Source organism: Allobosea sp. CER48 (assembly GCF_044752385.1).
Taxonomy (GTDB): Bacteria; Pseudomonadota; Alphaproteobacteria; order Rhizobiales; family Beijerinckiaceae; genus Allobosea.
The window spans coordinates 1-25,036 of record NZ_JBIWYK010000003.1 but is presented as its reverse complement, the minus strand read 5'-3'; the positions used below and the strand labels follow the sequence as shown (position 1 = coordinate 25,036).

General features: G+C 67.6%; 24 protein-coding genes. 4 read left to right on the top strand and 20 right to left on the bottom strand.

The genetic code is table 11. The annotated features are described in order from the left end of the window. The 3 genes from ACIPIA_RS00340 to hemA form a co-directional block, all read left to right on the top strand. On the top strand, positions 1-433 hold a 433-nt coding region (locus ACIPIA_RS00340; protein ID WP_400505546.1), incomplete at its 5' end, for an invasion associated locus B family protein. Positions 434-502: 69 nt separating this feature from the next. Next, positions 503-1,753, top strand: a complete 1,251-nt coding sequence (locus ACIPIA_RS00335; RefSeq protein WP_400505544.1) for an allantoate amidohydrolase — start codon at positions 503-505, stop codon at positions 1,751-1,753. Positions 1,754-1,834: 81 nt separating this feature from the next. Beyond that, a complete protein-coding gene (hemA, locus tag ACIPIA_RS00330) occupies positions 1,835-3,046 on the top strand; it encodes a 5-aminolevulinate synthase (RefSeq protein ID WP_400505542.1) in 1,212 nt (403 codons plus the stop codon). A gap of 116 nt (positions 3,047-3,162) precedes the next feature. Here hemA and truB read toward each other — a convergent pair whose 3' ends face one another. From truB to rimP, 6 genes are all read right to left on the bottom strand, one after another. After that, the gene (gene truB / locus ACIPIA_RS00325) at positions 3,163-4,113 is read right to left on the bottom strand and encodes a tRNA pseudouridine(55) synthase TruB (protein ID WP_400505550.1); all 951 of its coding nucleotides are present in this window, start codon (positions 4,111-4,113) and stop codon (positions 3,163-3,165) included. Further along, on the bottom strand, positions 4,103-4,546 hold the full coding sequence (gene rbfA, locus ACIPIA_RS00320; RefSeq protein ID WP_400505540.1) for a 30S ribosome-binding factor RbfA: 444 nt from the start codon (positions 4,544-4,546) through the stop codon (positions 4,103-4,105). Before rbfA ends, truB begins: the two co-directional genes overlap by 11 nt. Before the next feature lie 133 nt (positions 4,547-4,679). After that, positions 4,680-7,505, bottom strand: coding sequence for a translation initiation factor IF-2 (infB, locus tag ACIPIA_RS00315; RefSeq protein ID WP_400505538.1), 2,826 nt, complete (start codon positions 7,503-7,505; stop codon positions 4,680-4,682). Next, positions 7,502-8,194 carry an RNA-binding protein gene (locus ACIPIA_RS00310; protein WP_400505536.1) on the bottom strand — a complete coding sequence of 231 codons (693 nt, stop codon included), beginning with the start codon at positions 8,192-8,194 and terminating at the stop codon, positions 7,502-7,504. Before ACIPIA_RS00310 ends, infB begins: the two co-directional genes overlap by 4 nt. A gap of 14 nt (positions 8,195-8,208) precedes the next feature. Further along, a complete protein-coding gene (gene nusA, locus ACIPIA_RS00305) occupies positions 8,209-9,801 on the bottom strand; it encodes a transcription termination factor NusA (protein WP_400505534.1) in 1,593 nt (530 codons plus the stop codon). Between the two features lie 5 nt (positions 9,802-9,806). Continuing rightward, positions 9,807-10,505 carry a ribosome maturation factor RimP gene (gene rimP, locus ACIPIA_RS00300; protein WP_400505533.1) on the bottom strand — a complete coding sequence of 233 codons (699 nt, stop codon included), beginning with the start codon at positions 10,503-10,505 and terminating at the stop codon, positions 9,807-9,809. A gap of 217 nt (positions 10,506-10,722) precedes the next feature. Here rimP and ACIPIA_RS00295 point away from each other — a divergent pair, with 217 nt between their 5' ends. After that, entirely contained in the window at positions 10,723-11,811 is a 1,089-nt protein-coding gene (locus ACIPIA_RS00295; protein ID WP_400505531.1) for a DUF2336 domain-containing protein, read from the top strand. On the opposite strand, the gene trmB is transcribed toward ACIPIA_RS00295, so the two are convergent. The 14 genes from trmB to trpS form a co-directional block, all read right to left on the bottom strand. Further along, positions 11,786-12,475: a tRNA (guanine(46)-N(7))-methyltransferase TrmB gene (gene trmB, locus ACIPIA_RS00290; RefSeq protein ID WP_400505529.1), complete on the bottom strand. Its 690-nt coding sequence runs from the start codon at positions 12,473-12,475 to the stop codon at positions 11,786-11,788. The two genes, ACIPIA_RS00295 and trmB, sit on opposite strands and share 26 nt — an antisense overlap. 111 nt (positions 12,476-12,586) lie before the next feature. After that, entirely contained in the window at positions 12,587-13,792 is a 1,206-nt protein-coding gene (metK, locus tag ACIPIA_RS00285; protein ID WP_400505528.1) for a methionine adenosyltransferase, read from the bottom strand. Positions 13,793-13,940: 148 nt separating this feature from the next. Further along, complete coding sequence (locus ACIPIA_RS00280) at positions 13,941-14,360, bottom strand: helix-turn-helix domain-containing protein (protein WP_400505526.1); 420 nt, start codon at positions 14,358-14,360, stop codon at positions 13,941-13,943. Between the two features lie 125 nt (positions 14,361-14,485). Continuing rightward, positions 14,486-16,078, bottom strand: coding sequence for an apolipoprotein N-acyltransferase (gene lnt, locus ACIPIA_RS00275; RefSeq protein WP_400505524.1), 1,593 nt, complete (start codon positions 16,076-16,078; stop codon positions 14,486-14,488). Further along, positions 16,078-17,067 (bottom strand): hemolysin family protein, encoded by a 990-nt coding sequence (locus ACIPIA_RS00270; RefSeq protein ID WP_400505522.1) that lies wholly within the window; start codon positions 17,065-17,067, stop codon positions 16,078-16,080. The genes lnt and ACIPIA_RS00270 overlap by 1 nt, the downstream gene beginning before the upstream one ends. Further along, positions 17,064-17,645, bottom strand: a complete 582-nt coding sequence (gene ybeY, locus ACIPIA_RS00265) for an rRNA maturation RNase YbeY (protein ID WP_400505520.1) — start codon at positions 17,643-17,645, stop codon at positions 17,064-17,066. Before ybeY ends, ACIPIA_RS00270 begins: the two co-directional genes overlap by 4 nt. Further along, entirely contained in the window at positions 17,642-18,760 is a 1,119-nt protein-coding gene (locus tag ACIPIA_RS00260; RefSeq protein ID WP_400505548.1) for a PhoH family protein, read from the bottom strand. The genes ybeY and ACIPIA_RS00260 overlap by 4 nt, the downstream gene beginning before the upstream one ends. Positions 18,761-18,964: 204 nt before the next feature. Then, positions 18,965-20,335 carry a tRNA (N6-isopentenyl adenosine(37)-C2)-methylthiotransferase MiaB gene (miaB, locus tag ACIPIA_RS00255; RefSeq protein ID WP_400505518.1) on the bottom strand — a complete coding sequence of 457 codons (1,371 nt, stop codon included), beginning with the start codon at positions 20,333-20,335 and terminating at the stop codon, positions 18,965-18,967. A gap of 103 nt (positions 20,336-20,438) precedes the next feature. After that, positions 20,439-21,239: a lysophospholipid acyltransferase family protein gene (locus ACIPIA_RS00250; protein WP_400505517.1), complete on the bottom strand. Its 801-nt coding sequence runs from the start codon at positions 21,237-21,239 to the stop codon at positions 20,439-20,441. An 81-nt stretch (positions 21,240-21,320) separates the two neighbouring features. Further along, complete coding sequence (locus ACIPIA_RS00245; protein ID WP_400505515.1) at positions 21,321-21,794, bottom strand: GNAT family N-acetyltransferase; 474 nt, start codon at positions 21,792-21,794, stop codon at positions 21,321-21,323. 74 nt (positions 21,795-21,868) lie between these two features. Then, entirely contained in the window at positions 21,869-22,552 is a 684-nt protein-coding gene (gene tsaB, locus ACIPIA_RS00240) for a tRNA (adenosine(37)-N6)-threonylcarbamoyltransferase complex dimerization subunit type 1 TsaB (protein ID WP_400505513.1), read from the bottom strand. A gap of 54 nt (positions 22,553-22,606) precedes the next feature. Next, complete coding sequence (locus tag ACIPIA_RS00235; protein WP_400505511.1) at positions 22,607-23,167, bottom strand: NifU family protein; 561 nt, start codon at positions 23,165-23,167, stop codon at positions 22,607-22,609. A 94-nt stretch (positions 23,168-23,261) separates the two neighbouring features. Then, on the bottom strand, positions 23,262-23,756 hold the full coding sequence (locus ACIPIA_RS00230; RefSeq protein WP_400505509.1) for a universal stress protein: 495 nt from the start codon (positions 23,754-23,756) through the stop codon (positions 23,262-23,264). Positions 23,757-23,842: 86 nt separating this feature from the next. Then, the gene (gene trpS / locus ACIPIA_RS00225) at positions 23,843-24,889 is read right to left on the bottom strand and encodes a tryptophan--tRNA ligase (RefSeq protein ID WP_400505507.1); all 1,047 of its coding nucleotides are present in this window, start codon (positions 24,887-24,889) and stop codon (positions 23,843-23,845) included. Between the last annotated feature and the right edge of the window lie 147 nt (positions 24,890-25,036).

The following is a 25,036-nucleotide window of genomic DNA, read 5'->3' as shown; positions in this document are numbered from 1 at the left end:
CCAGTTCAGCGACTGGAGCGCTGCCACCTACGACCAGGGTGATACGCAGCGTTGCTTCATCATCAGCAAGCCATCGACAGAGGAACCTTCAGGCCTCCGCCATGGCGAGGTGTTCTTCTTCGTTCAGACGGGCGATAGCCGCAGCGATACCGAATCGAGCTTCCAGACCGGCTATGACTTCGCCAAGAACTCGGTCGTCACGGTGACGATCGGCGACGACAGCTTCCGCATGCTGACCGAAGGCAACAATGCCTGGCTGGAGCGGCTCGAGCGCGAGCCGGCCCTGCTCGCGGCCATGCGCGGCGGCAGCAGCATGACACTGGAAGCCCGCTCCGCCCGCGGCAACGTCACGACCTACACCTTCTCGCTTGCAGGGGTCACGGCGGCGTCGCGCATGATGCAGCGCTGCAACGCCGGCGCGACGCAGAGCTAGAACAGGCGCTTTGCGAAAAACCGGTTCCCAGTTTTTCGCATCCTGCACTAACGTCGCGACATGACGCAGATGCTTCCTTCCGCCGCCGTCCTCGGTGCCCGCGCCTTTGCCGCGCTTGCTGGCCTCAACCGCTTCAGCGACGAACTCGGCAAGCTGACCCGGCTCTATCTCTCGCCGGCGCACCGGCAGGCGGCGGAGTGGGTCAAGGGCGCGATGGAGGTGGCGGGGCTCTCCGCCTTCATCGATGCCGCCGGCTCGGTGCAGGGTCGACGCGAGGGCACGGTGCCCGGCGCGCCGGCGGTCGTGATCGGCTCGCATATCGACACGGTGAAGGATGGCGGGCGCTTCGACGGCAATCTCGGCGTCGTCGCCGGCATCCTCGCGGCGCAGGCCCTGCGCGATGCCGGGATCAGCCTGCCGTTTCCGCTCGAAGTCGTCGCCTTCGGCGACGAGGAGAATGTCCGCTTTCCCACGCATCTCTCGACCTCGGAGGCATTGGCCGGCGCCTATGATGCGTCATGGCTGGAGGCGCGCGACAGCGACGGCATAAAGCTCGGCGAGGCTCTCGTCGCCTTCGGCGGCAACCCCGAAGGCATCGCCGCGCTCGCCCGCAAGCCGGGCTCCATCCAGGCCTATCTCGAAGTCCATATCGAGCAGGGCCCGGTGCTGGAGGCCGAGAACGAACCGGTCGGCATCGTCACGGCCATCAACGCCCAGAGCCGGGCCCGCGTGCGTGTCACCGGCGAGGCGGGCCATGCCGGCACCGTGCCGATGGCACTGCGCAAGGACGCATTGACGGCCGCCGCCGAGATGGCGCTGGCGCTGGAGCAGATCGCCGCCGGCCATGAGCTCGCCGTCGGCACCGTCGGCGTGCTCCGGCCCAATCCCGGCGCGACCAATGTCGTTCCCGGTGCGGCCGAGTTCACCATCGATTATCGCGCGCCGAAGAACGCGACGCTCGCAGCCATGGAGGCCGCGATCCGCAGCCGCTTCGCCGAGATCGCCGCGCGTCGCGGCGTTGGCCTGGAAATCGTGCCCTACGCCAAGGCCGAGGCCGTGCCGATGGATCCGCGGCTGCAGGACGCCTTCGCCGCCGGCATCGCGCGGGCCGGCAGCAACATCGCCGGACGCCGGCTGCCCTCGGGCGCCGGACACGACGCCATGGTGATGGCTGCGATCGCTCCGGCCGCCATGCTGTTTGTGCGCAACGAAAAGGGCATCAGCCACTCGCCGCTGGAAAACATGACCGAGGCCGATGCCGGCATCGCGATCAAGGTGCTGCTCGAAACGATTCTGGAACTCGCCGGGCGCGCAAAGTAGAACAATTCCAGCCGCGACACCGCGCACCATTCCGAAGAAGGCCAGAAAGGCCTAGGAGAGGCGCGCCGCAGGAGGCTCGCCATGGATTTTGAGAACTTCTTCCGCCGGGAACTGGACGGATTGCGCAGCGAAGGCCGCTATCGCGTCTTCGCTGATCTGGAACGCCAGGCCGGCCGGTTTCCCCTCGCGACCTATCATGGCGAGGGCGGCCCGCGCGAGGTTACCGTCTGGTGCTCGAACGACTATCTCGGCATGGGCCAGCACCCGAAGGTTCTCGCCGCGATGCATGAAGCGCTCGATGGCAGCGGCGCCGGAGCCGGCGGCACGCGCAATATCGGCGGCACCAACCACTACCACGTCCTGCTGGAGCGCGAGCTCGCCGACCTGCACGGCAAGGAAGCGGCGCTGCTGTTCAACTCCGGCTACATGTCGAACTGGGCGTCGCTCTCGACGCTCGCCGCCATGCTTCCCGGCTGCATCGTCCTGACGGACGCGCTCAACCACGCCTCGATGATCGAGGGCATCCGGCACTCGCGCGCCGAGAAGCACATCTTCGCCCACAACGACCCCGTCGACCTGCGCCGCAAGCTGGCGGCGCTCGATCCCAACAGGCCGAAGCTGATCGCCTTCGAGTCGGTCTATTCGATGGATGGCGACATCGCACCGGTCCGGGAGTTCTGCGACATCGCCGATGAGTACGGCGCGATGACCTATCTCGATGAGGTCCATGCCGTCGGGCTCTATGGCGCGCGTGGCGGCGGCATTTCCGAGCGCGATGGCCTCACCGACCGGGTCACCCTGATCCAGGGGACGCTGGCGAAATCCTTCGGCGTGATCGGCGGCTACATCACCGGCTCGGCTGCCCTCTGCGACTTCATCCGCAGCTTCGCCTCCGGCTTCATCTTCTCGAGCTCGCTGCCGCCTGCCGTGGCAGCCGGCGCGATTGCGGCGATCCGGCATCTCAAGGAAAGCTCCGTCGAGCGGGAGCGCCAGCAGGACCGCGTCGCCGTGCTGCGCGGCAAGCTCGACGCCGCCGGCATCCCGCACCTGCCCAACCCCAGCCATATCGTGCCGGTGATGGTCGGCGAGGCGAAAGCCTGCAAGGCGATCAGCGACGAGTTGCTGGCGCGCTTCGACATCTATGTCCAGCCGATCAACTACCCGACCGTGCCCCGCGGCACGGAGCGGCTGCGGATCACCCCCTCGCCCTTCCATACCGACGCCGATATCGACCGGCTGGTCGCGGCGCTTGGTACGATCTGGGCGCGGGACGGGCTGAAGCGGGCGGCTTGAGCCGCGCCAGGGGCGTCATTCTCGGGCTTGACCCGAGAATCTCCAGACAAGAAAGAGCGGGTGCCTTCTCGCGGACGAGATGCTCGGGTCAAGCCCGAGTATGACGCGCTATGGTTTCAAAGATTGAAGACCCGGTGCGGGACGAACTCGCCGTTCTGCACCGAGCCGGTCGAGACCAGCGTGCCGCCGCAGGTAGCATAGGCGGCTTCCAGCTCGATCGGTGCTCCGGCGCCGCGCAGCAGGGCGCTCTGGCCGCGCTTGAGGCGGGCTGCGGCATCACGGTGGATCACGATCTCCGGGATCAGCGTCAGCGCCGCCTTGACCGGCTGCAGGGCGGCCAAGGCGCTTTCCGGGCTCTCCCGCAACGTCTCGACGCTGGCGGCCTCGGTCACCGCGAAGGGCCCGACGCGGGTCCGCCGCAGATGCGCGACATGGCCGAGGCAGCCCAGCGCGAGGCCGAGATCGCGCGCGATGGCGCGGACATAGGTGCCCTTGCCGCATTCCGCCTCGAAGGTCGTGGTCGCGCCGTCATGGCTGACGATCGACAGCGCGTCGATCTCGACCGGCCTGGCCTCGAGTTCGACCTCCTCGCCGTCGCGGGCAAGGTCGTAGGCCCGCTCGCCGGCGATCTTGATCGCCGAGAACTTGGGCGGGGTCTGCAGGATCGTGCCGGTGAAGCGCGGCAGCAGGGCCGCGATGGCAGCCTCGTCCGGGCGTTTGTCGGAGGTCGCGATGACGCTGCCCTCGGTGTCGTCCGTGTTGGTCTGCGTGCCCCAGGCGACGGTGAACTGATAGGCCTTGCGGCCGTCCATCACGAAGGGGACGGTCTTGGTCGCCTCGCCGAGCGCGATCGGCAGCAGGCCGGACGCCAGCGGATCGAGCGTGCCGGCATGGCCGGCCTTGCGGGCCGAGAAGGCGCGCTTCACCACGGCGACGGCGTGGGTCGACGTCATGCCGACCGGCTTGTCCAGCACGACCCAGCCATGGACGTCACGCTTCTTCGGGCGCGGCGCCGGAGCGGCGCCCTCCGCGCTGCGGGCGGCTTCGGGATTGCTCTCAGTGGTCATGGTCACGGTCGTCGTCTTCTTGGTCTTGGTCGATCTTCAGGCGCTGGACCTGGGTATCGCGGCGCACGGCCTCGGTGTCGAGCAGTGCGTCGATGCGCTCCGCTTCCGCGAAGCTCTCATCGGCACGGAAGCGGATGTCCGGCGCGTATTTGAGATTCACCCGATGGGCGATCTCGCCGCGGATATAGCGCTTGTTGGCCTCCAGTGCCTTGAGCACCGGCTTCACGTCCTGCCCGCCAAGCGGCATGATGTAGGCCGTCGCGAGCTTGAGATCGGGCGATAGGCGCACCTCGGGCACGGTGACGACATGCTTCGCCAGCACATCGTCGTGAATGTCCCCGCGCGCGAGCATGTCGGCGATGGCGTGGCGGATCAGCTCGCCGACGCGCAGCTGCCGTTGGGACGGACCGGAAGGTTTCGCAGGTTTGGCCATGGTTCTCGTTCTCCGGGATCGGACCGGATGACGGGTTAACGTCATTGGCCGGGCACGAGGCCCGGCCATCGATGAAAGCGCGGATAAACAGGGATGGCCTGTCCGGGTCAAGCCCGTGCAGGCTGCCCCGGTCTCACAGGCTGCGCTTGATCTCCTCGACGCGATAGCACTCGATCACGTCGCCGACGCGCATGTCCTGGTAGCTCTCGAAGGCCATGCCGCATTCCTGGCCGGCCACGACTTCCTTGGCATCGTCCTTGAAGCGCTTGAGCTGGCCGAGCTTGCCCTCGTGAACCACGACGTTGTCGCGGATCAGGCGGACATTCGCGCCGCGCTCGATGGTGCCGTCGGTGACGCGGCAGCCGGCGATCTTGCCGACCTTCGAGACGTTGAAGATCTCGAGGATCGTCGCGTTGCCCAGCATGGTCTCGCGCAGGGTCGGCGCCAGGAGGCCCGACATCGCATCCTTAACGTCATCCATGAGGTTGTAGATGATGTTGTAGTAGCGGATCTCGACGCCGGCCCGGTCGGCCGCCTCGCGCGCTTCCTTGTGGGCGCGCACGTTGAAGCCGACCACGACCGCGCCCGAAGCCTGGGCGAGGGTGACGTCCGACTCGGTGATGGCACCGACGCCCGACGAGAGCACGCGGGCGCGAACCTCGTCGTTGCCGACCTTCTCGAGCGCGCCGACGATGGCCTCGACGGAACCCTGCACGTCGCCCTTGACGACGAGCGGGAACTCCTTGCGGCCGGCGCCTTCCTTGAGCTCGCGCATCATCTCGGCGAGCGAACGGCCAGCGCCCGAGGCCGCGCCACGCGCAGCCTGACGGTCGCGGCGCTGACGCTCGCGATACTCGGTGATCTCGCGGGCACGTGCTTCCGACTCGACAACCGCGACGCGGTCGCCGGCCTCGGGCGTGCCGTTGAAGCCGAGCACCTCGACGGGCATGGAGGGCGGAGCCTCCTTCACCTGCGCGCCGGTATCGGCGATGAGAGCGCGGACGCGGCCCCATTCGGCACCAGCCACGACGATGTCACCGGTGCGCAGCGTGCCGCGCTGGACGAGCACGGTCGCGACCGGGCCACGGCCACGATCGAGCTTGGCCTCGATGACCGTGCCTTCGGCGGCACGATCGGGATTGGCCTTGAGATCGAGAACCTCGGCCTGCAGCGCGATCGCTTCCAGCAGCTTGTCGAGATTGTGGCCGGTCTTCGCGGAAACCTCGACCTCGAGCGTCTCGCCGCCCAGCGACTCGACCTGGATCTCGTACTGCAGCAGCTCGGCGCGCACCCGATCCGGGTTGGCGTCGGCCTTGTCGACCTTGTTGATCGCGACGATCAGCGGAACGCCGGCCGCCTTGGCGTGATGGATCGCCTCGGCCGTCTGCGGCATGACGCCGTCATCGGCCGCGACGACCAACACGACGACGTCCGTCACCTTGGCGCCGCGGGCGCGCATCGCCGTGAAGGCGGCGTGGCCGGGCGTGTCGATGAAGGTCACCTGGCTGCCGAGCGGCGTCGTCACCTGATAGGCGCCGATATGCTGGGTGATGCCGCCGGCTTCGCCGGTCACGACCTTGGTCTTGCGGATCGCGTCGAGCAGCGAGGTCTTGCCGTGGTCGACATGGCCCATGATGGTCACGACCGCCGGGCGGGACGCCAGGGTCTCGTCGGTGTCCGGCGTATCGAACAGGCCTTCCTCGACGTCGGACTCGGCAACACGCTTGACGGTGTGACCCATTTCCTCGGCGATGAGCTGGGCGGTGTCGGCATCGATCACATCGGTGATCTTGTGCATCGCGCCCTGCTTCATCAGCAGGCGGATGACGTCGACGCCGCGCTCCGTCATGCGGTTCGCGAGTTCCTGGATGGTGATCGTCTCGGGGATGATCACCTCGCGCATCACGCGCTCTTTCTGCACATCCGAAGCGCGATGGCCGGTCATGCGCTGCACACGGCGACGGAAGGAGGCGACCGACCGTGTCCGCTCGTCATCGCCGCCGGTGGCGGTGGCCAGCGTGAGGCGGCCGCGCGGCTTGTCGTTGCTGGTCTTCGGCGTCTTGGGGGCCGCCGGAGCGGGACCGCGGCCTGCCCCGGCGAGGCCGGGACGACGGAACGCCGCCTTGACGTCGACGTCATCCGAACGATTGCGCGGGGCACCGCTCGAGGGAGCTTGACGGGCCGGGCGTGCAACGGCCGGCTCCGCAGGCGCGGACGAATCCAGGCGCGGCGGACGCGGCGAGTCGGAACGCGGCGGGCGCGAGTCCAGACGCGGCGGACGAGCGCCGGTGTCGCGCATCGGCGGGCGCGAGGTGAACTCGCGCGGGCCGGACGGAGCCGGGCGGCCGTAATACTGGGTCGGCTGCGGTGCCGGCGCGGCAGCCTGGGGGGCGGGCTCGCGCGGCGCAGCCGGGGGAGCGGCCGGGCGGGGCGCATGCTCTTCGCGCTGGCGCACGACGCTCTCGGCGCGGCGCTTCTGCTCGTCCTCCTGACGGCGGCGATCCTCTTCCTGACGCTGACGGGCAGCGGCGGCTTCGCGCTCCTGACGCTCGCGCTCGGCAACGGCGGCGCGCTGGCGGGCCTCCTCCTCGGCGATGCGGCGCGCCTCGGCCTCGGTGCTGCGCGCTTCGGCGAGCGCGCGCTGGCGGGCGTCCTTCTCCTCGTCGGAGAGGGTGCGCAGAAGCATGCCGCCGGCCGGGCGCTGAGGCGCCTGCGGGGCCGGAGCGGCAGGCCGCGGCGGAGCCGCCTGCGGCGCAGGAGCCTGCGGGGCCCGCGGCGCGACCGGTTCCTTGACATCATGGCCGGCGGCGCGGCGCTTGACCTCGACGACGACCTGCTTCGAACGCCCATGCGAGAAGCTCTGGCGAACAGTGCTCTGCTCGACAGGCCGCTTCAGCGACAGGGTCTTGGGCGAGTTGACGGTCAGAGTCTTGTCGCCCGGGTTTTTGGTATCGGTCATTCCGCGTTCGGTCCTGCCGGTTCGGTCGTGTCTTCAATATCGTTCGGGTCGGATGCGGCGGTATCGTCCGTCCGATACCGGACGAGCCGACGCCAGCGCGAGAGGACACCCTCAGCCGCTGGTCCCGGAGCAAGCGCGGCATGTATCACATGTGCGCGCCCCAACGCCAATTCCAAATCCGCCGCCGCGAAAATCGCGACGACAGGCAGTTCACGGGGCTTGAGCCCCTCGGCCTCGCGAGCCGCCGCCCAACGGCGTGCGGCCTGGCCGATCTTGCGCTTGCCGTCCTCGGCCCCATCGCTGGCAGCGATGACCGCGAGGCAACGACCGGATTCGATCTGCGCCTCGACCTTGGCGAAGCCGGCGGTGACGAGACCGGCCTTGTTGGCCATCGCCAGCGCCTGCAGCGCGTCGCGATACATCAGCGCGTCGACCATATCCGGCAAATCCGCCGGAACCGCGACCTTCGCCTTGAGCGAACGCTCGAAGGCCTTGCGCTTGATCGCCTCAGCCACCGTCCTGCGGCTGAGACTGGCCCAGACTCCGCGCCCGGGCAACTTGCGCCGCAGATCCGGCACGAGCACGCCGTCCGGCCCTGCTACGAAGCGGATCAGGTCGTCGGGCGCCTTCACGGCGCGCGTGACGACGCAGCTACGCTCAGAGCCTTCCTTCTGCGCCGCCGCCTTCACCGCGAGAGCTCCGCTCAGGCCTCGGCCGCCTCGTCGGCTTCCGCTTCAGGCTCGGCGACGGGCGCCTCGACCCAGCCAGCGTGGATACGCGCTGCCATGATGATGGCCTCGGCATCCTGACGCGAGAGATCGAAACCGTCGAGATAGCCTGCGTGCCGGGTCGATTCGCCATCCTTGCGCTCGGTCCAGCCGACCAGATCGTCAGTCGCGCAGCCAGCCAGGTCTTCGACGGTCTTCACGTCGTTCTCGCCGAGCGCGACCATCATGGAAGTGGTGATGCCCTCGACCTCGCGCAAGGCGTCCTCGACACCGAGTGCGCGGCGCTTCTCGTCCAGCTCCGCCTCGACGGCGGCAAGGTGCTCCTGAGCTCGGCTCTGGATCTCGCCGGCGGTGTCCTCGTCGAAGCCTTCGATCGAGGCGAGCTCGGCGAGGTCGACATAGGCGAGCTCCTCGACATTGCGGAAGCCCTCGGAGGCCAGCAGCTGGCCGACCGTCTCATCGACGTTCAGCGCGTTCATGAAGATCTCGGTGCGCTGCAGGAACTCCTTCTGACGGCGCTCCGACTCCTCCTGCTCGGTCAGGATGTCGATATCCCAGCCGGTGAGCTGCGAGGCGAGGCGTACATTCTGGCCGCGACGGCCGATCGCGAGCGAGAGCTGCTCGTCCGGGACCACCACCTCGATCTTGTCCGCTTCCTCGTCGAGCACGACCTTGGCGACCTCGGCAGGCTGCAGCGCGTTGACGACGAAGGTCGCAACGTCCGGCGACCACGGGATGATGTCGATCTTCTCGCCCTGCAATTCGCCGACGACGGCCTGGACGCGCGAACCACGCATACCGACGCAGGCGCCGACCGGGTCGATCGAGGAATCGCGGCTGATCACGGCGATCTTGGCGCGCGAGCCCGGATCACGGGCCACGGCCTTCACCTCGACGATGCCGTCGTAGATTTCCGGCACTTCCTGGCCGAAGAGCTTGGCCATGAACTGCGGATGGGTGCGGGACAGGAAGATCTGCGGGCCGCGGGGCTCGCGGCGGACGTCGTAGACATAGGCGCGGGCGCGATCGCCGACCTTGAAGGTCTCGCGCGGAATCATCTCGTCGCGGCGGATGATGGCTTCGCCACGGCCCAGATCGACGAAGACGTTGCCGTATTCGACGCGCTTGACCGCGCCGTTGACGATCTCGCCGATGCGATCCTTGTACTCGTCATACTGGCGGTCGCGCTCGGCCTCGCGCACCTTCTGGACGATGACTTGCTTCGCCGACTGGGCGGCAATGCGGCCGAAATCGAAGGGCGGCAGCGGATCGGCGATGACGTCGCCGACCTGGGCGGCCGGGTTGTGGCGCTTGGCTTCCTCGACGGTGATCTCGACCGCGGGGTTCTCGACGTGCTCCACGACCTGCAGGTGGCGCGCCAGGCGCAGCTCACCGGTCTTGGTGTTGATCTCGGCATGGACGTCGGTCTCCACGCCGTAGCGCGAGCGGGCGGCCTTGGCGATGGCGTCCTGCATGGCATCGACGACGATCTGGCGATCGATCGACTTCTCACGGGCGACCGCGTCGGCGATCTGCAGCAGTTCGAGCCTGTTGGCGCTGACGACCATGACGCTCACTCCTCTTCGTTATTGTCTTCGTGCGGAGCCGGTCCACGGGCTTTCGTGCCCGGGCGCGGTCCCAGCGATTTCCCTCGGCCCTTCTTCGGGCCTGCGACCTCATCGGCGGCGGGCATTTCCGGCGGCAGGCCGGACTTGCCGCGTCGCAGCGATTCCGTGACGAGCGCATCCGTGAGGACAAGGCGCGCTTCGGCGATCAGCCGCATCGGAATGGCGACATCGCGCTCTTCCTCGCTCTTGGCGTCGTCCCGCGTCAGCAGCGCGTCCTGGCCGGCAGCGCCGCGCAGGATGCCGCGAAAGCGCTTGCGGCCGGCAACCGGCTCGCTCGTGTCGATCTTGGTCAGATGGCCGGCCCAGCGCTCGAAATCGCTCGCCCGCACCAGCGGGCGGTCGATGCCCGGCGACGAGATCTCGAGATGATACGCCGCCTGGATGGGATCATCGACGTCGAGCACCGGCGAGATCGCCTGGCTGATCTCTTCGCAGCCCTCGACGGTCATCGAGCCGTCCGGCCGCTCGGCCATGATCTGCAGGGTGCATCCGTTCTGCGCCGTCACGCGCACGCGCACCAGCCGGTAGCCGAGATCGGCGATCGCCGGCTCGATGATCGTGGCGACGCGCGCAGCGACGCCGCTCTCGACGACGAGGCGCGCTTCCTGATCGGATACTGCTTTCGGATCGCTGGGTTCGTTCATGGCCGGACCGTCCCGTCTGCCTCCGGCGGGTTGCGGCCAATAAAAAAGAGCGGGCCGGCCGGCCCGCTCTTGATCATCGGCGTTAACCGATACCAGAGCTGTTGCGCCGCTATTTAGTCCGCATCGCGTGGATATGCAAGTTCTGCTGCAATTGCGCTAACCCGATGGTCATCCTTGGCTGGCACTCTCGCAGCCGGGACAGGTCCGAGGACAGGGTATGAGTGCGGTCGCAACGCTGCTGCGGGATCTCGAAACGACGATGGCGCGCGGTTCCAGCGACGAGCGCGCCGACATGCTTTCGCGCCTGACCGACCTTTTCCTCGCTACCGCCGGGGATATGCGCGAGGAGCAGGTCGGCGTCTTCGACGCCGTCATCGGACGCCTCTCCCGGGCAATCGAGCTGCGCGCCCGCATCGAGCTTTCCGAGCGGATCGCACCGGTGCCCAATGCTCCGGTCGGCATCGTGCGCCAGCTCGCGCTCGACGAGATCGCCGTGGCGCGCCCGGTCCTGGTGCGTTCGCCCCGCCTGAGCGACCAGGACCTTGTCGCCGTATCGGCCGCGAAGGGCCGCGATCATATGCTCGCTATCACCGAGAGGCCCGATCTCGGCGAACCGGTCACCGACTTCCTGATCCTGCGCGGCGGACGCGTCGTCACCCACGCGGTCGCGGCCAATCAGAGCGCACGGTTCTCGCGCCATGGCATGGGCGTCCTCGTGATGCGGGCCGCCCAGGACGATGCGTTGCAGGCCACGCTCGGCCTGCGCAGCGATATTCCGGCGGAGCTGGTGGGCCAGCTCATGGCGGCTGCCAAGAATTCCGCCCGCCGCCGCCTGAGCGAAAGCCTCGAGCCCGCCCTGGCAGGCGAGCTCGACGGCGCCGTCGAACGGGGCGCGGATGCGATCGCGGCCAGCGGCCGGATGCCGAGCGAGCTCGGCGCGATCGGTGCCGCCCTCGTCCAGATCCGGGAATTGAACGACGCCGGGCAGCTCGACGAGGCGAAGCTGCGCAGCTTCGCCCGCGAGGGTGCCACCGAGCACAGCATCTGCGCCATCGCGGTGCTGGCGCAGCTCAGCCTGCCGGCGAGCGAGCAGGCGCTGCTCGGCAGCGATCGCGAAGCCATACTGATCGTCGCACGCGGCCTGGGCTGGTCGTGGGAAACGACGGCTTCACTGATTTCGCTGCGCAAGGATCAGGGAAAGTCGCAAGCCGCGCTCGATCGCGCCCGCGAACGCTTCCGCGATCTGGCGCAAAGCACGGCGCAGCGCGTGCTCGGGTTCCTCAGGATGCGCGACGCCAAGCCGTAAGATAGCTGGAGATGCGGCCTTCCCTGACGGCCTTGGCCTCGTATCGGGTACGGATCCAGCCGGGATACGGCGTGCGCCAGTCGTCCGGACGCTCGTCCCCCCAGTCGAAATCGGCCGAGGCCAGCAGGCGCGACAACGTCCAGCCGATATAGTCGTCGATATCGCTGGCGAAGCGGAAGCGCCCGCCCGGGCGAAGCGCGCGGGCGAACAGCGCCAGCGTATGCTCCGAGACGAAGCGGCGTTTGCGCTGGCGGCGCTTCGGCCAGGGATCCGGGTAGAGCAGGTCGATGGCATCGAGGCTGCCGGCCGCCAGGCGCGGCAGCAGCAGAGCGGCATCGTCGTCCCAGACGCGAATATTCGTCAGCCCCTCGCGCTCGGCCACGGCCAGGAACTTGGCCATGCCGTTGATGAAGGGTTCGACGCCGATGAAGCCGATCTGTGGGCTTTCGCGCATGCGCATCAGCAGGTGCTCGCCGCCGCCGAAACCGATTTCGAGCCGGACGGCTTCGACCGGCTGCGGGAAGAGCGCCTTGAGATCTACGATCTCGCCTTCCGGCAGCCGCAGCCGCGGCAACGTGTGCTCGATCAGGTTGCTCTGGCCGTCGCGCAGCGCCTTGCCCTTGCGGCGGCCGTAGAAGGCGCGGTCGTTGTCGTGCTCGCTCATGGCCTCGCCTTGGCTGTTCGCGGCGCCGACATCAAGCCTCGGCATGCCACAGCCCCAACAAAAAACCGGGGCTCGCGCCCCGGTTCCATCATTGCTCGTATCCCGGGTCGCTCAGGCGACGGCCTTCTTCAGCGCGTCCACGAGATCGGTCTTCTCCCAGGAGAAGGAGCCGTCCCGGCCCGCCTTGCGGCCGAAATGGCCGTAAGCGGCCGTCTTGGCGTAGATCGGCTTGTTCAGGCCGAGATGGGTGCGGATGCCGTTGGGCGAGAGATCGACAATCTTGCCGAGCACGTCCTCCAGCTTGGCCTCGTCGACCTTGCCGGTGCCATGCAGGTCGACATAGATCGAAAGCGGCTTGGCCACGCCGATGGCGTAGGAGAGCTGGATCGTGGCGCGGTCGGCGAGCTTGGCCGCGACGACGTTCTTGGCGAGGTAGCGCGCCGCATAGGCGGCCGAACGGTCGACCTTGGTCGGGTCCTTGCCCGAGAAGGCACCGCCACCGTGCGGAGCCGCGCCGCCATAGGTGTCGACGATGATCTTGCGCCCGGTCAGGCCGGCGTCGCCATCCGGGCCACCGATCACGAACTTGCCGGTCGGGTTGATGTGCCAGACGGTGTCCTTGGAGATCCAGCCTTCGGGCAGAGCCTCACGGATATAGGGCTCGACGATCTTGCGGACATCCTCGGAGCTCAGCTTCTCGTCGAGATGCTGGGTCGAGAGCACGATCTGCGTCACGCCGACCGGCTTGCCGTTCTCGTACTTCACGGTGACCTGGCTCTTGGCGTCGGGGCCGAGCTTGGCGGCGTCGCCCTCGCCCTTCTTGCGGGCGAGCGTCAGCGTCTCGAGGATCTTGTGGGCATAGTAGATCGGGGCGGGGAGCAGTTCGGGCGTCTCACGGCTGGCATAGCCGAACATGATGCCCTGGTCGCCGGCGCCGACATCCTTGTTGCCGGACTCGTCCACGCCCTGGGCGATGTCGGCCGACTGCGGGTGCAGCAGGACATCGATCTTGCACTTCTTCCAGTGGAAGCCGTCCTGCTCGTAGCCGATGTTGCGGATCGCCTTGCGGGCGGCCGACTTCACCTTCGACTTGATCTGCTTCTCGTCGAGATGAGTGCGGACCTCGCCGGCGATGACGACGCGATTGGTCGTCGCCAGCGTCTCGGCAGCGACACGCACCTTGGATGGCTCGTAACCGGCCTTGGTTGCTTCCTTGAAGAACAGATCGACGATTTCGTCGGAGATACGGTCGCAGACCTTGTCGGGATGTCCCTCGGAGACGGACTCGCTGGTGAACAGATAATTCTGGCGTGACACGGTCGCGGGATCCCTGAATCAGCACATGGAAAAGGCCGGCGCATCGCACCAGCCCGGCAAGCGCTACGTCTTTACAGCGGACGCGTTCGCCGTCAAGCGATAAATTCGTTTATCGGGAAGCTCGTTCGTCAAACCGAACGAAAAAGACTTAAACCGGCGCTCTTTCGCCATCTTCCTCCGCAAGCGCCTCGACCAGATCGATAATCCGGCGGCGGACGCGGCCGCTTTTGATGCGGGTGAACGCCTTGGTAAGCTGCACGCCCTCGCTGGTCGCCAGAAAATCGGAAATGTAGGTGGTCGCCGCGGAGTCGGCGAAGCCCCCCGCCGGAACATCCCCGCTCGGCGCGCCGTCAAAAAAGAACGACACCGGCACATCCAGCATCTTGGCGATCTGCTGCAGGCGGCTCGCGCTGATGCGGTTCGAGCCCTTCTCGTATTTCTGCACCTGCTGGAACGTCAGCCCCAGCGCGTCACCGAGCTTTTCCTGGCTGATACCAGCAAGCATCCGGCGCATACGGACGCGGCTCCCGACATGCTTGTCGATCGGGTTGGGGACCTTCTTGATCATGAGTATCCTGCTCTACGTCAGTTGTCATGACCAGGAGCGCCATCCTGGTCGGCGCGGCACCGTGTGTATTATAGGCTCCTAGAACGGTCCACTCATTACCACAAAATTTGTCCCAAATGGGATGATCAGCGCCGACGCAGGCAAGAAATCGCTAAAAATATGAGCATCATGCCCGCAAGCAGAGCATCGCCGACGCGCCCGTAGAGCGTCTCGGGACCACTGCGCGGGAGCGACGCGTCCAGCACGCCTTCAACCCCCAGCGGCAGGCTCGCGACCGTGCGGCCATAGGCATCGACGACTGCCGAGATGCCGGTATTGGCGACGCGCACCAGCGGCAGGCCTTCCTCGATGCTGCGCAGGCGGGCCTGGGCGAAATGCTGGTAGGGGCCGCTGGTCTGGCCGAACCAGCCGTCATTGGTGAGGTTCAGGAAATAGCCCGCGCGCGGGCCGCGGGGTGCGACCTCGCCGGGGAAGACGGCCTCGTAGCAGATCAGCGGCGCGGCCGTCGGCAACCCCTTGACCGCCAGTGGGACGCGGCTCGATCCCGCTGTGAAACCTCCGGGAATCGCAACGAATTCCGAGAGGCCGACGCGGCGGATCAGCGTATCCAGGAAAGGAGGCAGATACTCGCCGAAGGGCACGAGGTGCACCTTGTCGTAGCTGGCGACGATGACGCCTTCGTCGTTCACGACCTGGATGGCATTGTAGATCGGGGGCCGGCCCTCGCCCGGCAGCATTTCACCGGCCCGGGCCGCACCGGTGATCAGGGTTACGTCGGGCGGGAGCACGGCAGCGATGCGCGAGAGTGCTCCGGGCGTCCGGCCGAGCAGGAAGGGAAAGGCGGATTCCGGCCAGATCAGATGCGTGACGTTCTGCAGGCCCGGCGTCGTCGGGCTGGTCGCCCGATCGCTCAGGGCGAGGTATTGGTTGAGGATGGCCTCGCCGTTGCGCCCGTTGAACTTGGCATCCTGTGGCAGGTTCGGCTGCATCAGCCTGAGCTTGACCCCGGCCACGACGGGCGACGGGCCGGGAGGGAGGCGCCAGACGCCGTAGCCGAACAGTGCCGCCAGGCCCACCAGCGCGATCGACGGGGCCGCCCAGCGCCCGGCGGATGTCTTGGCCGTGCCGATGACGGCGGGCGCCGCGCCGATCGCGACAGCGAGCAAGGTCAGACCGTACAGGCCCGCAAGCGAGGCGAACTGGGCGAAACGGATCTCGCCGGCCAGCATCATGCCATAGACGTTCCACGGGAACCCCGTCAGGACATGGCCGCGCAGCCATTCGCTCGCAGCCAGGGCAACGGCAAACACGAGGATGCGCTGGGCCCCTGCAGGCCAGAACAGCCGGGCGCAGCCGAACGCGAGGGCCGGAAAAAACGCAAGAAAGGCCGGCAGGGCGACAACCCCGAGCGGCATCGCCCATGCGAACTTGTCCGCCTCGACAAGGAAGGCAGCGCCGAGCCACCACAGCCCGGCAAGAAAGAAGCCGAAGCCCCACCACCAGCCGGCGGCGAAACCCGACCGGAACCGGGCCGCCATGCCGGTGCCGACCGCTCCATCGAGGAGCCAGATCGCGACCGTCATCGGAACGATGATGACTGGCCAGAGATCGAGCGGCGGCAAGGCGAGGGCGCCGCTGGCCCCCGCGAGAAGGGCGATGAACCGCTTCCGCCATCCCCAGGACAGGATGACGGATTCCGCGAGAGCCGACAGGCGCATCAACCCGGTTCCATCGCCGTTTCTTCGGTGGCGGTCTGATCGCGTCGATGGATCGTCAGCCGCTTCACGCGGCGCTGGTCGGATTCGAGTATCTCGAAGCTTAGCCCCTCGGGGCCCTCGACGATCTCGCCCTGCGCCGGAACGCGGCCGGCCAAGGTCACGATCAGCCCGCCGAGCGTGTCGATGTCATCGGCCACCTCGTTCCGGGAGAGGTCGACACCGGTCGCTGCCTTGAGCTCCTCGAGCGTCGCGCGGGCATCGGCCGTGAAACTGTTCTCGCCAGCCGGCGCGATCGGCGTTTCCTCGAGATCATGCTCGTCCTCGATGTCGCCGACGACGATCTCGATCAGGTCCTCGATCGAGACGAGCCCGTCGGTACCGCCATACTCGTCGATGACCAGCGCGATGTGGGTGCGCGTCGCCTGCATGCGGACCAGCAGGTCGACGGCCGGCATCGATGGCGGCACGTAAAGCACAGGCCGCAGCAATGCCGTCGCCGAGAGCGGCGTCGACAGGTCGACAGCCGCGAGATCGTGCGGGATGGCCAGCTTGCCTCCCTCTTCCGGCGGGGTCTCTCCGGCGGGCCGCGCCTTCTCGGCGATGTACTCGAGGAAGTCGCGGATGTGGACCATGCCGCGGGGATCGTCGAGCGTGTCGTCGAAGACGGGCAGGCGCGAATGGCCGGCCGTCCGAAAATGCGCAAGGAGCTCGTCGAGCGTCGCATCCGCCGGCACGGCGACGATGTCGGCGCGCGGGATCATGACGTCGCTGACACGCCGCTCGCGCAGGCTCAGCACGTTGCTGAGCATCGCCCGTTCCTGTGCGGATATGTCGGCGAGCTCGCCGTTCTCCTCCGCCAGGGCCTCTACGATCTCCTCGCGTGCGGTGCCGCCGGCACGCAGGCCCAGGCGCTCCAGGAACTGGCTGAGCCAATGGCCGAAGCCACGGCCATTGGTTTCGATTTGGGATTGTCGACTGTCGTCGCTCATGGCTGCGGGGGCTGTACGGAAGAAGGAACCGGCGGGGCGATGAGCTCTCCGTCGGCATAGGGATCGGCAATGCCGAGGCTGGCGAGCGCCTCGACCTCTAGCGCCTCCATGCGGCGCGCTTCGGCCTCGGTCTCATGGTCCTCGCCGAGAAGATGCAGCAGGCCATGGATGACCAGGTGGCGCAGGTGGTCGGCGATGTCCTTGCTTTCGGCCCGAGCCTCGCGTTCGACGGTCTCGAACGCGATGACGATATCGCCGAGCAACGGGCTGCCGGCGATGCGCTCCGGCGGCGCCGCCGGGAATGACAGCACGTTCGTCGCCTTGTCGAAGCCGCGCCAGTCGCGGTTGACGATGCGGATCCGCCTGTCGTCGGTCAGCAGCATGCTGAGTTCGGCGCCAGCCATGGGCTTGCGCGGCGCCACATCGAGGCCGGCGGCAAGTGCTTCGTCGATCAGCGCCCGCAGGCCGGCGAGATTGCCGAGCGCCTGCCAGCGTCGTGATTGTGCCCTCAGATCGAGATCGAGGGGTGCCTTCTCGGGTCGCGGCGCAGAGCGCCGCCCCGGAGGTCGATCGTTCATCGCGGTCGCTCCCGCGCCAACATCCGCTTCAGTCCTTCACTGTCGCCCTCGCGATGCGAATCGCCGGGCAATTCGGGATTGCGCAAACGCTCCTCCCGCTCCTCGCGCTCTCGGCGCGACGCCGTCTCATAAGCCATGACGATGCGTCGCACCAGTTCATGCCGGACGACATCGCCCTCCTCGAAACGCGCATAGCCGACGCCGTCGACATCCTTGAGCAGCTTCACCGCCTCGACCAGGCCGGAACGCTGTCCCGGCGGCAGGTCGATCTGGGAGGGATCGCCGGTGATGATCATGCGCGAGCCCTCGCCCAGACGGGTGAGGAACATCTTCATCTGCATCGAGGTGGCGTTCTGCGCCTCGTCGAGCAGCACCACCGCGTTGCTCAGCGTGCGGCCGCGCATGAAGGCGAGCGGCGCGATCTCGATCATGCCGGTCTGCAGGCCGCGCTCGACATGGCGCGCCTCCATGAAGTCGTTGAGAGCGTCGTAGATCGGCCGGAGATAGGGGTCGACCTTCTCGCGCATGTCGCCGGGCAGGAAGCCGAGCCGCTCGCCCGCCTCCACTGCCGGGCGCGAAAGGATCATGCGCTCGACCACGCCCTGCTCGATCAGCGAGACGGCATGCCCGACCGCGAGCCAGGTCTTGCCGGTGCCGGCCGGACCTTCGGCGAGCACCAGCTCATGCCGCTTGAGCTGGCGCAGATAGGCGTCCTGCGCCGCGTTGCGCGCCCTGACCGGACCGCGCTTGCGGGTGACGACGGCGTCGAAGGAGGCTTTGCCGACATCGGCCGCCGGGAAGAGCGAGCGCTGGGTGTTGCTCTCCTCGATGGCCCCATCGACCTCTCCAAGGGTCACGGAAGCGCCTGCCTTGGCCCGGGCATAGAGCGTCTTGAGGACGCGCCCGGCCTGCTCCGCCGTCTCGCGCGGCCCCTTCACCGTGACGTGATTGCCATTCGGATTGACCACGACGCCGAGCCTCCGCTCGAGATGGGCGAGGTTCTGGTCGTACTGGCCGAAGACGAGACTGGCGAGGCGGTTGTCCTCGAAGGACAGCACGACCTCGGTCGCCGACAGCCCGTCACGCGCAGCACCTTCGGCGCGGGCGGGCGGCAGGTCTCGCCGCGGGGTCCTGTCGGGTCGGTTCGTCGAATCAGCCTGTGCCAAATGCGTCGTCTCCCTAGAGCGGGCCCTTGCGCCCGTTCCCGCCGGGCAGGAGCGTCCGGCCGGGTCGTCTCGCAGCATAACCGAACGCAACAATCTCAGCCTGATGACAGGCGAAACCGTTCCAGAAGGAGATGGGCACGAACCGCAGCACGCTCAAGCGGCCATGTCCTTTCCAGCCGTCTGCCCAGCCTCGACCATCTGGCCGAACAACGAGTTGGTACTGATCCGATCGATCGTCACCTGCACGATATCGCCGATCTGATTCGTCCCGCCCTCGATCTGGACAGCCTGCAGATAGGGTGACTTTCCGGCAAGCTGGCCGGGGTGGCGGCCGGCCCGTTCCAGCAGGACATCCACAGTTCGACCGACCATGGCGGCGTTGAAGGCCTGGCGGTGATGCTCGATGCGCTCCTGAAGGCGGTAGAGTCGCTCATCCATCACCTCGCGCGGAACCTGCGCGTCGAGCTCGGCCGCCGGGGTGCCGGGACGCTGCGAATACTTGAACGAGTAGCTGGAAGCGAAGCCGATTTCGTCGACCAGTCGGATCGTATCCTCGAAATCGGCATCGGTCTCGCCGGGAAAGCCGACAATGAAGTCCGACGACAGCGCGATATCGGGACGCGCGCTGCGGATGCGTTCGATCAGGCGGCGATATTCGTCGCCGGTATGCTTGCGGTTCATCGCGGCAAGCATGCGGTCCGAGCCCGCCTGCACCGGCAGGTGCAGGAAGGGCATCGCCTGCGGCAGGTCGCGGTGGGCGGCGATGAGATCGTCGTCCATGTCGCGCGGATGGCTGGTGGTGTAGCGGATGCGTGCGATGCCCGGCACCTCCGCGACGCGGCGCATCAGCCGCGCCAGGCCCCAGACTGCGCCATCCGGCCCCTCGCCATGGTAGGCGTTGACGTTCTGCCCGATCAGGGTGACGTCGCGCACGCCGGCCTCGGCCAGCCGCTCGACCTCGGCGAGGACCTGGGCGACCGGGCGCGAGAACTCGGCGCCGCGCGTATAGGGCACGACGCAGAAGGCGCAGAACTTGTCGCAGCCTTCCTGAACCGTGACGAAGGCCGACACGCCGCGCGCGCGGATGACCTGCGGCTTCGGCGCCGGCAGGAAGCCGAACTTGTCCTCGATCGGGAGGTCGGTATCGACGACGCGCTTCCTGGCCGCCTCGGCGAGCAATTCCGGCAGGCGATGATAGGCCTGCGGCCCGACCACGAGATCGACCGCGGGCTGGCGGTGCTGGATTTCGGCGCCTTCGGCCTGCGCGACGCAGCCGGCGACGACGATCTTCGTCTCCTGCCCCTCCGCCTTCTGGGCGTTCTTGATGTCGCGCAGCTTGCCGAGTTCGGAATAGACCTTCTGCACCGCGCGGTCGCGGATATGGCAGGTGTTGAGCAGAATCAGGTCCGCGCCTTCCGGCGTCGCCGTCTCCTCATAGCCCTGATGGCTCAGGATGTCGGCCATGCGCTGCCCGTCATAGACGTTCATCTGGCAGCCGAAGGACTTGATGTGGACTTTCTTCATCGTCGCGGATCGGGTCTCCAAAACGTTTCCTTTACTGCGGATCGGGCGCGTTGGGAACGGCCGGACCTCCCGTCCCGGGACGCAAGCCCCGCGCCAACCCGGCTCAGGCCGTCGGGCGGCCCGTCACGGCCTCGCTGCGCGCTGCCCGCACCGACTCTTCGACCCGCCTGGTCGCTTCCTTGCGGGACATCGCACGGCCCATCACGATCGGCACGCCCCAGGCCAGCTCGGCATCGATCGCCCCGCAGTTCAGGATCAGCTTGAGATGCGGCCAGAGTTCGGTGTCCCCGTACCAGGCGAGGGCGGAGCGCTCGATGCGCCCGCCGGGCAAGCCCTGCCAGCCGGTATAGGTGATGGTCAGAGGATAGACGGTGACGTCCGCAGCCGCGTCCCCCATCGCCTGGTGGGCGGCGCCAAGCAGCGACGACCGGAAGGGCAGGATGCGCGTGCCGTCCCCCGTCGTCCCCTCGGCGAAGAGCACGACCTCCTCGCCCGCGGCAATACGGGCACCCATCGTCGCGGCCACGCCTGCGGTCGCGCCGCGACGCTGCCGGTCGATGTAGACCGTGCGCTGGAGATTGGCGAGGAAACCGACCACCGGCCATTCGCCGACCTCGCTTTTGGCGACGAAGGCGAGCTCGCGCTCGGCCCCGATGACCCCGATATCGAGCCAGGAGACATGGTTGGCAACGATCAGGGCCCCGGTTCCGGGCGGCGGCGGAGTGCCCCTGACGCGGCGGCGCACGCCGAGGCACCAGCAGGTCAGGCGGTGGAAGCGCAGGGGCAAGGCGCCGCGGTATTTCGGAGCGACGCGCATGACCACGAGCTGCATCAGGACAAGCCCGGCCGTACCGCCCACGAGCAGTGCAAGACGCCAGAGCGCCCCGACGCGGAGATCTTTCATGCGCGGACGGATCCGGTCATCGGCAGAACAGGTGCCTTCTTCGTGTCGGAACAGCGTCAATGGCGCGATTGCAGGGCAATGTCACGCGAGATCGAGGCGCATGGCGATCGCCGTCGCACGACTGCCATCGGCTTTGGGGTAATAGCCCTTGCGGCGCCCGACCTCGCGGAAACCGAAATGCCGATACAGCCGCTCCGCAGCGAGATTGCCTTCCTCGACCTCGAGAAAGACATGTGCGACGCCGGCTTCCGCGAGCCTGGCCAGATGAGCCGAGAGGAGCGCGCGGCCGAGGCCGTCTCGCCGGTGGGCCGGCGCGATGACGATGCTCAGGATCTCCGCTTCGTCGGCCGCCTTGCGCGACATCACGAAGCCCGCAAGCTGACTCCCGCTACCGAAGACGCCATCGGTCGCGACACCGGCATCGGCGATCAGGGCGGCGCATTCGGCCGGCTCCCAGCCACGGGCGAAGCCGCCCTGATGATGCAGGATCGCAACCTGCCGGGCGTGGCCGCCATCGAGCCGCATCGTGCGGGCCGGGGCCGAATCAGGGTGCATGAGCTTGCGTAGCCAATCCATGCCGCTTGTTCGCACGGATTGACGCAGCGGCAACCACCATTTGGAGGAGGAACTCACCGACGCGGCAGGCGCGCTTTGTCCTGCGGCGTTGTCTCCGGCGCCTTCAGGTAGAGAGGGCGAGGCGGGGCGGTCTCGGGATCGGCGATCAGCCCGAGGCGTCCGACCCAGGTGATGTCCGGCGCCCTGGCGTCATCGACGACCACCGCATCGAGGCCGATGGCCCAGGCTTCGTTGGCCACGGCCAGCGCCGAGGAGCCGACCAGGCTGACGGGACCGGCGCCGATGGCACGGGCGGCGTCGCGATAGCTGACCTGCCGGAGCGAGACGAGCGGCTTGCCTTCCGCGGTCAGCGCCTGGAACCAGACCTGACCGTGCTTGGCGTCGAGCGCTGCGGCGATGACGCGGCCGCTTTCGCGGCCGATCAGCGGGGCGGCGCAGGCCGCCACGGTCGTAACGCCGACGGCCGGGATGCCGGCCGCGAATGCAATGGCGCGGGCCGCACTGACGCCGACCCGCAGCCCGGTATAGCTGCCGGGGCCGACCGTCACGGCAACGCGGCCGAGCGAGGAAAAGCCGCCGTCGACCGCGCTCATGACGCGCTCGACCAGCGGCATCAGGGCCTCGGCATGACCCCGGTCCATGGCGAGCTGCTCCTGCGCCAGCGGCTCCGGCGCGCCAGCCTCCAACACGCAGGCCGAACACGCTCCGAGCGCCGTGTCGATCGCGAGAATGCGCATCAGATCTTCATTCCGCGAAAGCCAGGCCCGTCACGTGCTTATTCCTCGGCAAGCTCAAACCGCCTCGACCTCGCGTACTTCCGGCAGGAAATGCCGGAGCAGATTCTGGATGCCGTGCTTCAGGGTCGCCGTCGAGGACGGGCAGCCCGAGCAGGCGCCCTTCATCACCAGATAGACCGTGCCGTCCTTGTAGCCGCGGAAGGTGATGTCCCCGCCATCCCCGGCGACGGCCGGGCGGATGCGGGTTTCGAGCAGATCCTTGATCGTGTCCACTGTCTCGGCGTCTTCCGGGGCGAAGAACTCGCCTTCATCCTCGATATCCGCTGCGGTGTTCTCGGCCAGGACCGGGGCGCCCGACATGAAATGCTCCATGATCGCGCCGAGAATGGCCGGCTTAAGATGCGGCCATTCCCCGTCCGACTTGGTCACGGTGATGAAGTCGGAACCGAGGAACACGCCGGAAACGCCGGAGACGCCGAACAGGCGCTGCGCCAGCGGGGAGCGGGCAGCGTCGTCGGCGCCGCGCAGGTCGAGCGTGCCATTGCCCATGACGATTCGCCCGGGCAGGAATTTCAAGGTCGCCGGGTTCGGCGTCGCTTCGGTCTGGATAAACATGGATACCTCCGGTACCGGCGGTTCAAGGTCGCCGTTCCTGGTCTCGATATAGGCGCGTCGCCGGAATCATTCCAGCGTGAAGGCCGCGCTCGCATCAGGCGAGCGCGTCGATCTCCTCGTCCTCCAGATGGCCGGGCACGATGGCGACGGGGATCGGGAAGCTCGCCGAGGACTTGCCGGCCAGCGCACTGACAAGCGGACCCGGCCCCTCGCGACCGGTACCGGCGGCGAGCACGAGAAGCGAGATGTCCTCGTCCTCCTCGATCAGCCTGACCAGCTCCCCGGCCTTGTCGCCGACGCGGACGATGCGTTCGGGCTCGAGGCCAGCCAGCGTGCGCACGGCCGAGGCGGCAGCGTCGAGCCGCTTCTCTGCTTCGGCCTCGGCCTCGGCCCGCATCACGTCACCCACGCCGAGCCAGGTCTCGTGCTCGGGCGGCGGAGCGACGGCGAGCAGGACGATCGCCGCGCCGACGCGGGCGCAGCGACGTGCCGCGAAGCGAATCGCCTTGGCGCACTCCTCGCTGTCGTCGACCACCGCAAGAAACTTCGGCCGATGGCCGGTCTCGTAGGACCGCCGCTTCTTGACCATGAAACTGTCCTGCCGCCGCTTGAGGGACGGTCATGGTGGCCTGCGCCGACACCCTGGCGCAAGCCCACCTGTCCCGGCGCCCCTCGTCAGCGGCGCACGAAGCCGACGATGTCCTTGACCTCGCGCATGATCGGCGCGGCGATGGCTTCGGCACGGGCCGCTCCATCGCCGAGAATCGTGTCGATATGCTTCGGCTCCGCCAGCAGGCGGCGCATCTCGCCGGCGATTGGCGCGAGCTTCTCGACCGCCAGATCGACCAGCGCCGCCTTGAAGCCCGAGAACTGGCTGCCGCCGAACTGCTTCAGCACGTCGCTTTTCGCGACACCGGAAAGGCCGGCATAGATGCCGACGAGGTTCTCGGCCTCCGGCCGCCCTTCCAGCCCCTTCTCCTCGGAGGGGAGCGCCTCGGGATCCGTCTTCGCCTTGCGGATCTTCTGCGCGATCGCATCGGCATCGTCCGTCAGGTTGATGCGCGAATAATCGGAGGCATCCGACTTCGACATCTTCTTGGTGCCATCGCGCAGGCTCATCACGCGCGGCGCCGGGCCTTGGATCATCGGTTCCGGCTGCGGAAAGAATCCGAGCTCGCCGGTGCCGAGGCCGAGCTCCGCGATCTGCGGCGCGAAGTCGTTGTTGAACTTCTGGGCGATGTCGCGAGTCAGCTCGAGATGTTGCTTCTGATCCTCGCCGACCGGCACATGCGTCGCCTTGTAGAGCAGGATGTCGGCCGCCATCAGGTTCGGATAGGCATACAGGCCCACCGAGGCATTCTCGCGGTCCTTGCCGGCCTTCTCCTTGAACTGGGTCATGCGGTTGAGCCAGCCCAGGCGAGCGACGCAATTGAACACCCAGGCAAGCTCGGCATGGCCCGAGACCTGGCTCTGGTTGAAGATGATGCTCTTCTGCGGGTCGACGCCGGCAGCGATATAGGCCGCGGTGACCTCGCGGATGGCCCGCTTCAGGTCGGCAGGATCCTGCCACATCGTGATCGCATGCATGTCGACGACGCAATAGATGCACTCATGCGTCTTCTGCATCGCTACCCAGTTGGTCAGCGCGCCGAGATAGTTGCCGAGATGCAGCGTCGAGGTCGGCTGCATGCCTGAGAATACGCGCTGATGAAAACCCGACATGGGGCACTCCGTCGTCACGATGGAGGAGGGAAGCGGCGCTTCTGGCTCAAGCCCGCCGCTTGCGCAAGGGGAGAGCGCCGAAGGCACCGAGAAGCCAGCCCGCCACGCCATAGACAAGGAGCCCGCCGACGCAGAGTCCGGCCAACG

Bases quoted from the DNA above. Each gene is read 5' to 3' on its own strand.
- ACIPIA_RS00250 (WP_400505517.1), bottom strand. From the start codon at position 21,239: ATGAAAGATCTCCGCGTCGGGGCGCTCTGGCGTCTTGCACTGCTCGTG.
- miaB (WP_400505518.1), bottom strand. From the start codon at position 20,335: ATGAAGAAAGTCCACATCAAGTCCTTCGGCTGCCAGATGAACGTCTAT.
- ACIPIA_RS00270 (WP_400505522.1), bottom strand. From the start codon at position 17,067: ATGAGCGACGACAGTCGACAATCCCAAATCGAAACCAATGGCCGTGGC.
- ACIPIA_RS00245 (WP_400505515.1), bottom strand. From the start codon at position 21,794: ATGCACCCTGATTCGGCCCCGGCCCGCACGATGCGGCTCGATGGCGGC.
- nusA (WP_400505534.1), bottom strand. From the start codon at position 9,801: ATGGTCGTCAGCGCCAACAGGCTCGAACTGCTGCAGATCGCCGACGCG.
- ACIPIA_RS00235 (WP_400505511.1), bottom strand. From the start codon at position 23,167: ATGTTTATCCAGACCGAAGCGACGCCGAACCCGGCGACCTTGAAATTC.
- ACIPIA_RS00295 (WP_400505531.1), top strand. From the start codon at position 10,723: ATGAGTGCGGTCGCAACGCTGCTGCGGGATCTCGAAACGACGATGGCG.
- ACIPIA_RS00230 (WP_400505509.1), bottom strand. From the start codon at position 23,756: ATGGTCAAGAAGCGGCGGTCCTACGAGACCGGCCATCGGCCGAAGTTT.
- truB (WP_400505550.1), bottom strand. From the start codon at position 4,113: ATGACCACTGAGAGCAATCCCGAAGCCGCCCGCAGCGCGGAGGGCGCC.
- ybeY (WP_400505520.1), bottom strand. From the start codon at position 17,645: ATGAACGATCGACCTCCGGGGCGGCGCTCTGCGCCGCGACCCGAGAAG.
- lnt (WP_400505524.1), bottom strand. From the start codon at position 16,078: ATGCGCCTGTCGGCTCTCGCGGAATCCGTCATCCTGTCCTGGGGATGG.
- ACIPIA_RS00335 (WP_400505544.1), top strand. From the start codon at position 503: ATGCTTCCTTCCGCCGCCGTCCTCGGTGCCCGCGCCTTTGCCGCGCTT.
- infB (WP_400505538.1), bottom strand. From the start codon at position 7,505: ATGACCGATACCAAAAACCCGGGCGACAAGACTCTGACCGTCAACTCG.
- trpS (WP_400505507.1), bottom strand. From the start codon at position 24,889: ATGTCGGGTTTTCATCAGCGCGTATTCTCAGGCATGCAGCCGACCTCG.
- ACIPIA_RS00280 (WP_400505526.1), bottom strand. From the start codon at position 14,360: ATGATCAAGAAGGTCCCCAACCCGATCGACAAGCATGTCGGGAGCCGC.
- tsaB (WP_400505513.1), bottom strand. From the start codon at position 22,552: ATGCGCATTCTCGCGATCGACACGGCGCTCGGAGCGTGTTCGGCCTGC.
- rimP (WP_400505533.1), bottom strand. From the start codon at position 10,505: ATGAACGAACCCAGCGATCCGAAAGCAGTATCCGATCAGGAAGCGCGC.
- trmB (WP_400505529.1), bottom strand. From the start codon at position 12,475: ATGAGCGAGCACGACAACGACCGCGCCTTCTACGGCCGCCGCAAGGGC.
- hemA (WP_400505542.1), top strand. From the start codon at position 1,835: ATGGATTTTGAGAACTTCTTCCGCCGGGAACTGGACGGATTGCGCAGC.
- rbfA (WP_400505540.1), bottom strand. From the start codon at position 4,546: ATGGCCAAACCTGCGAAACCTTCCGGTCCGTCCCAACGGCAGCTGCGC.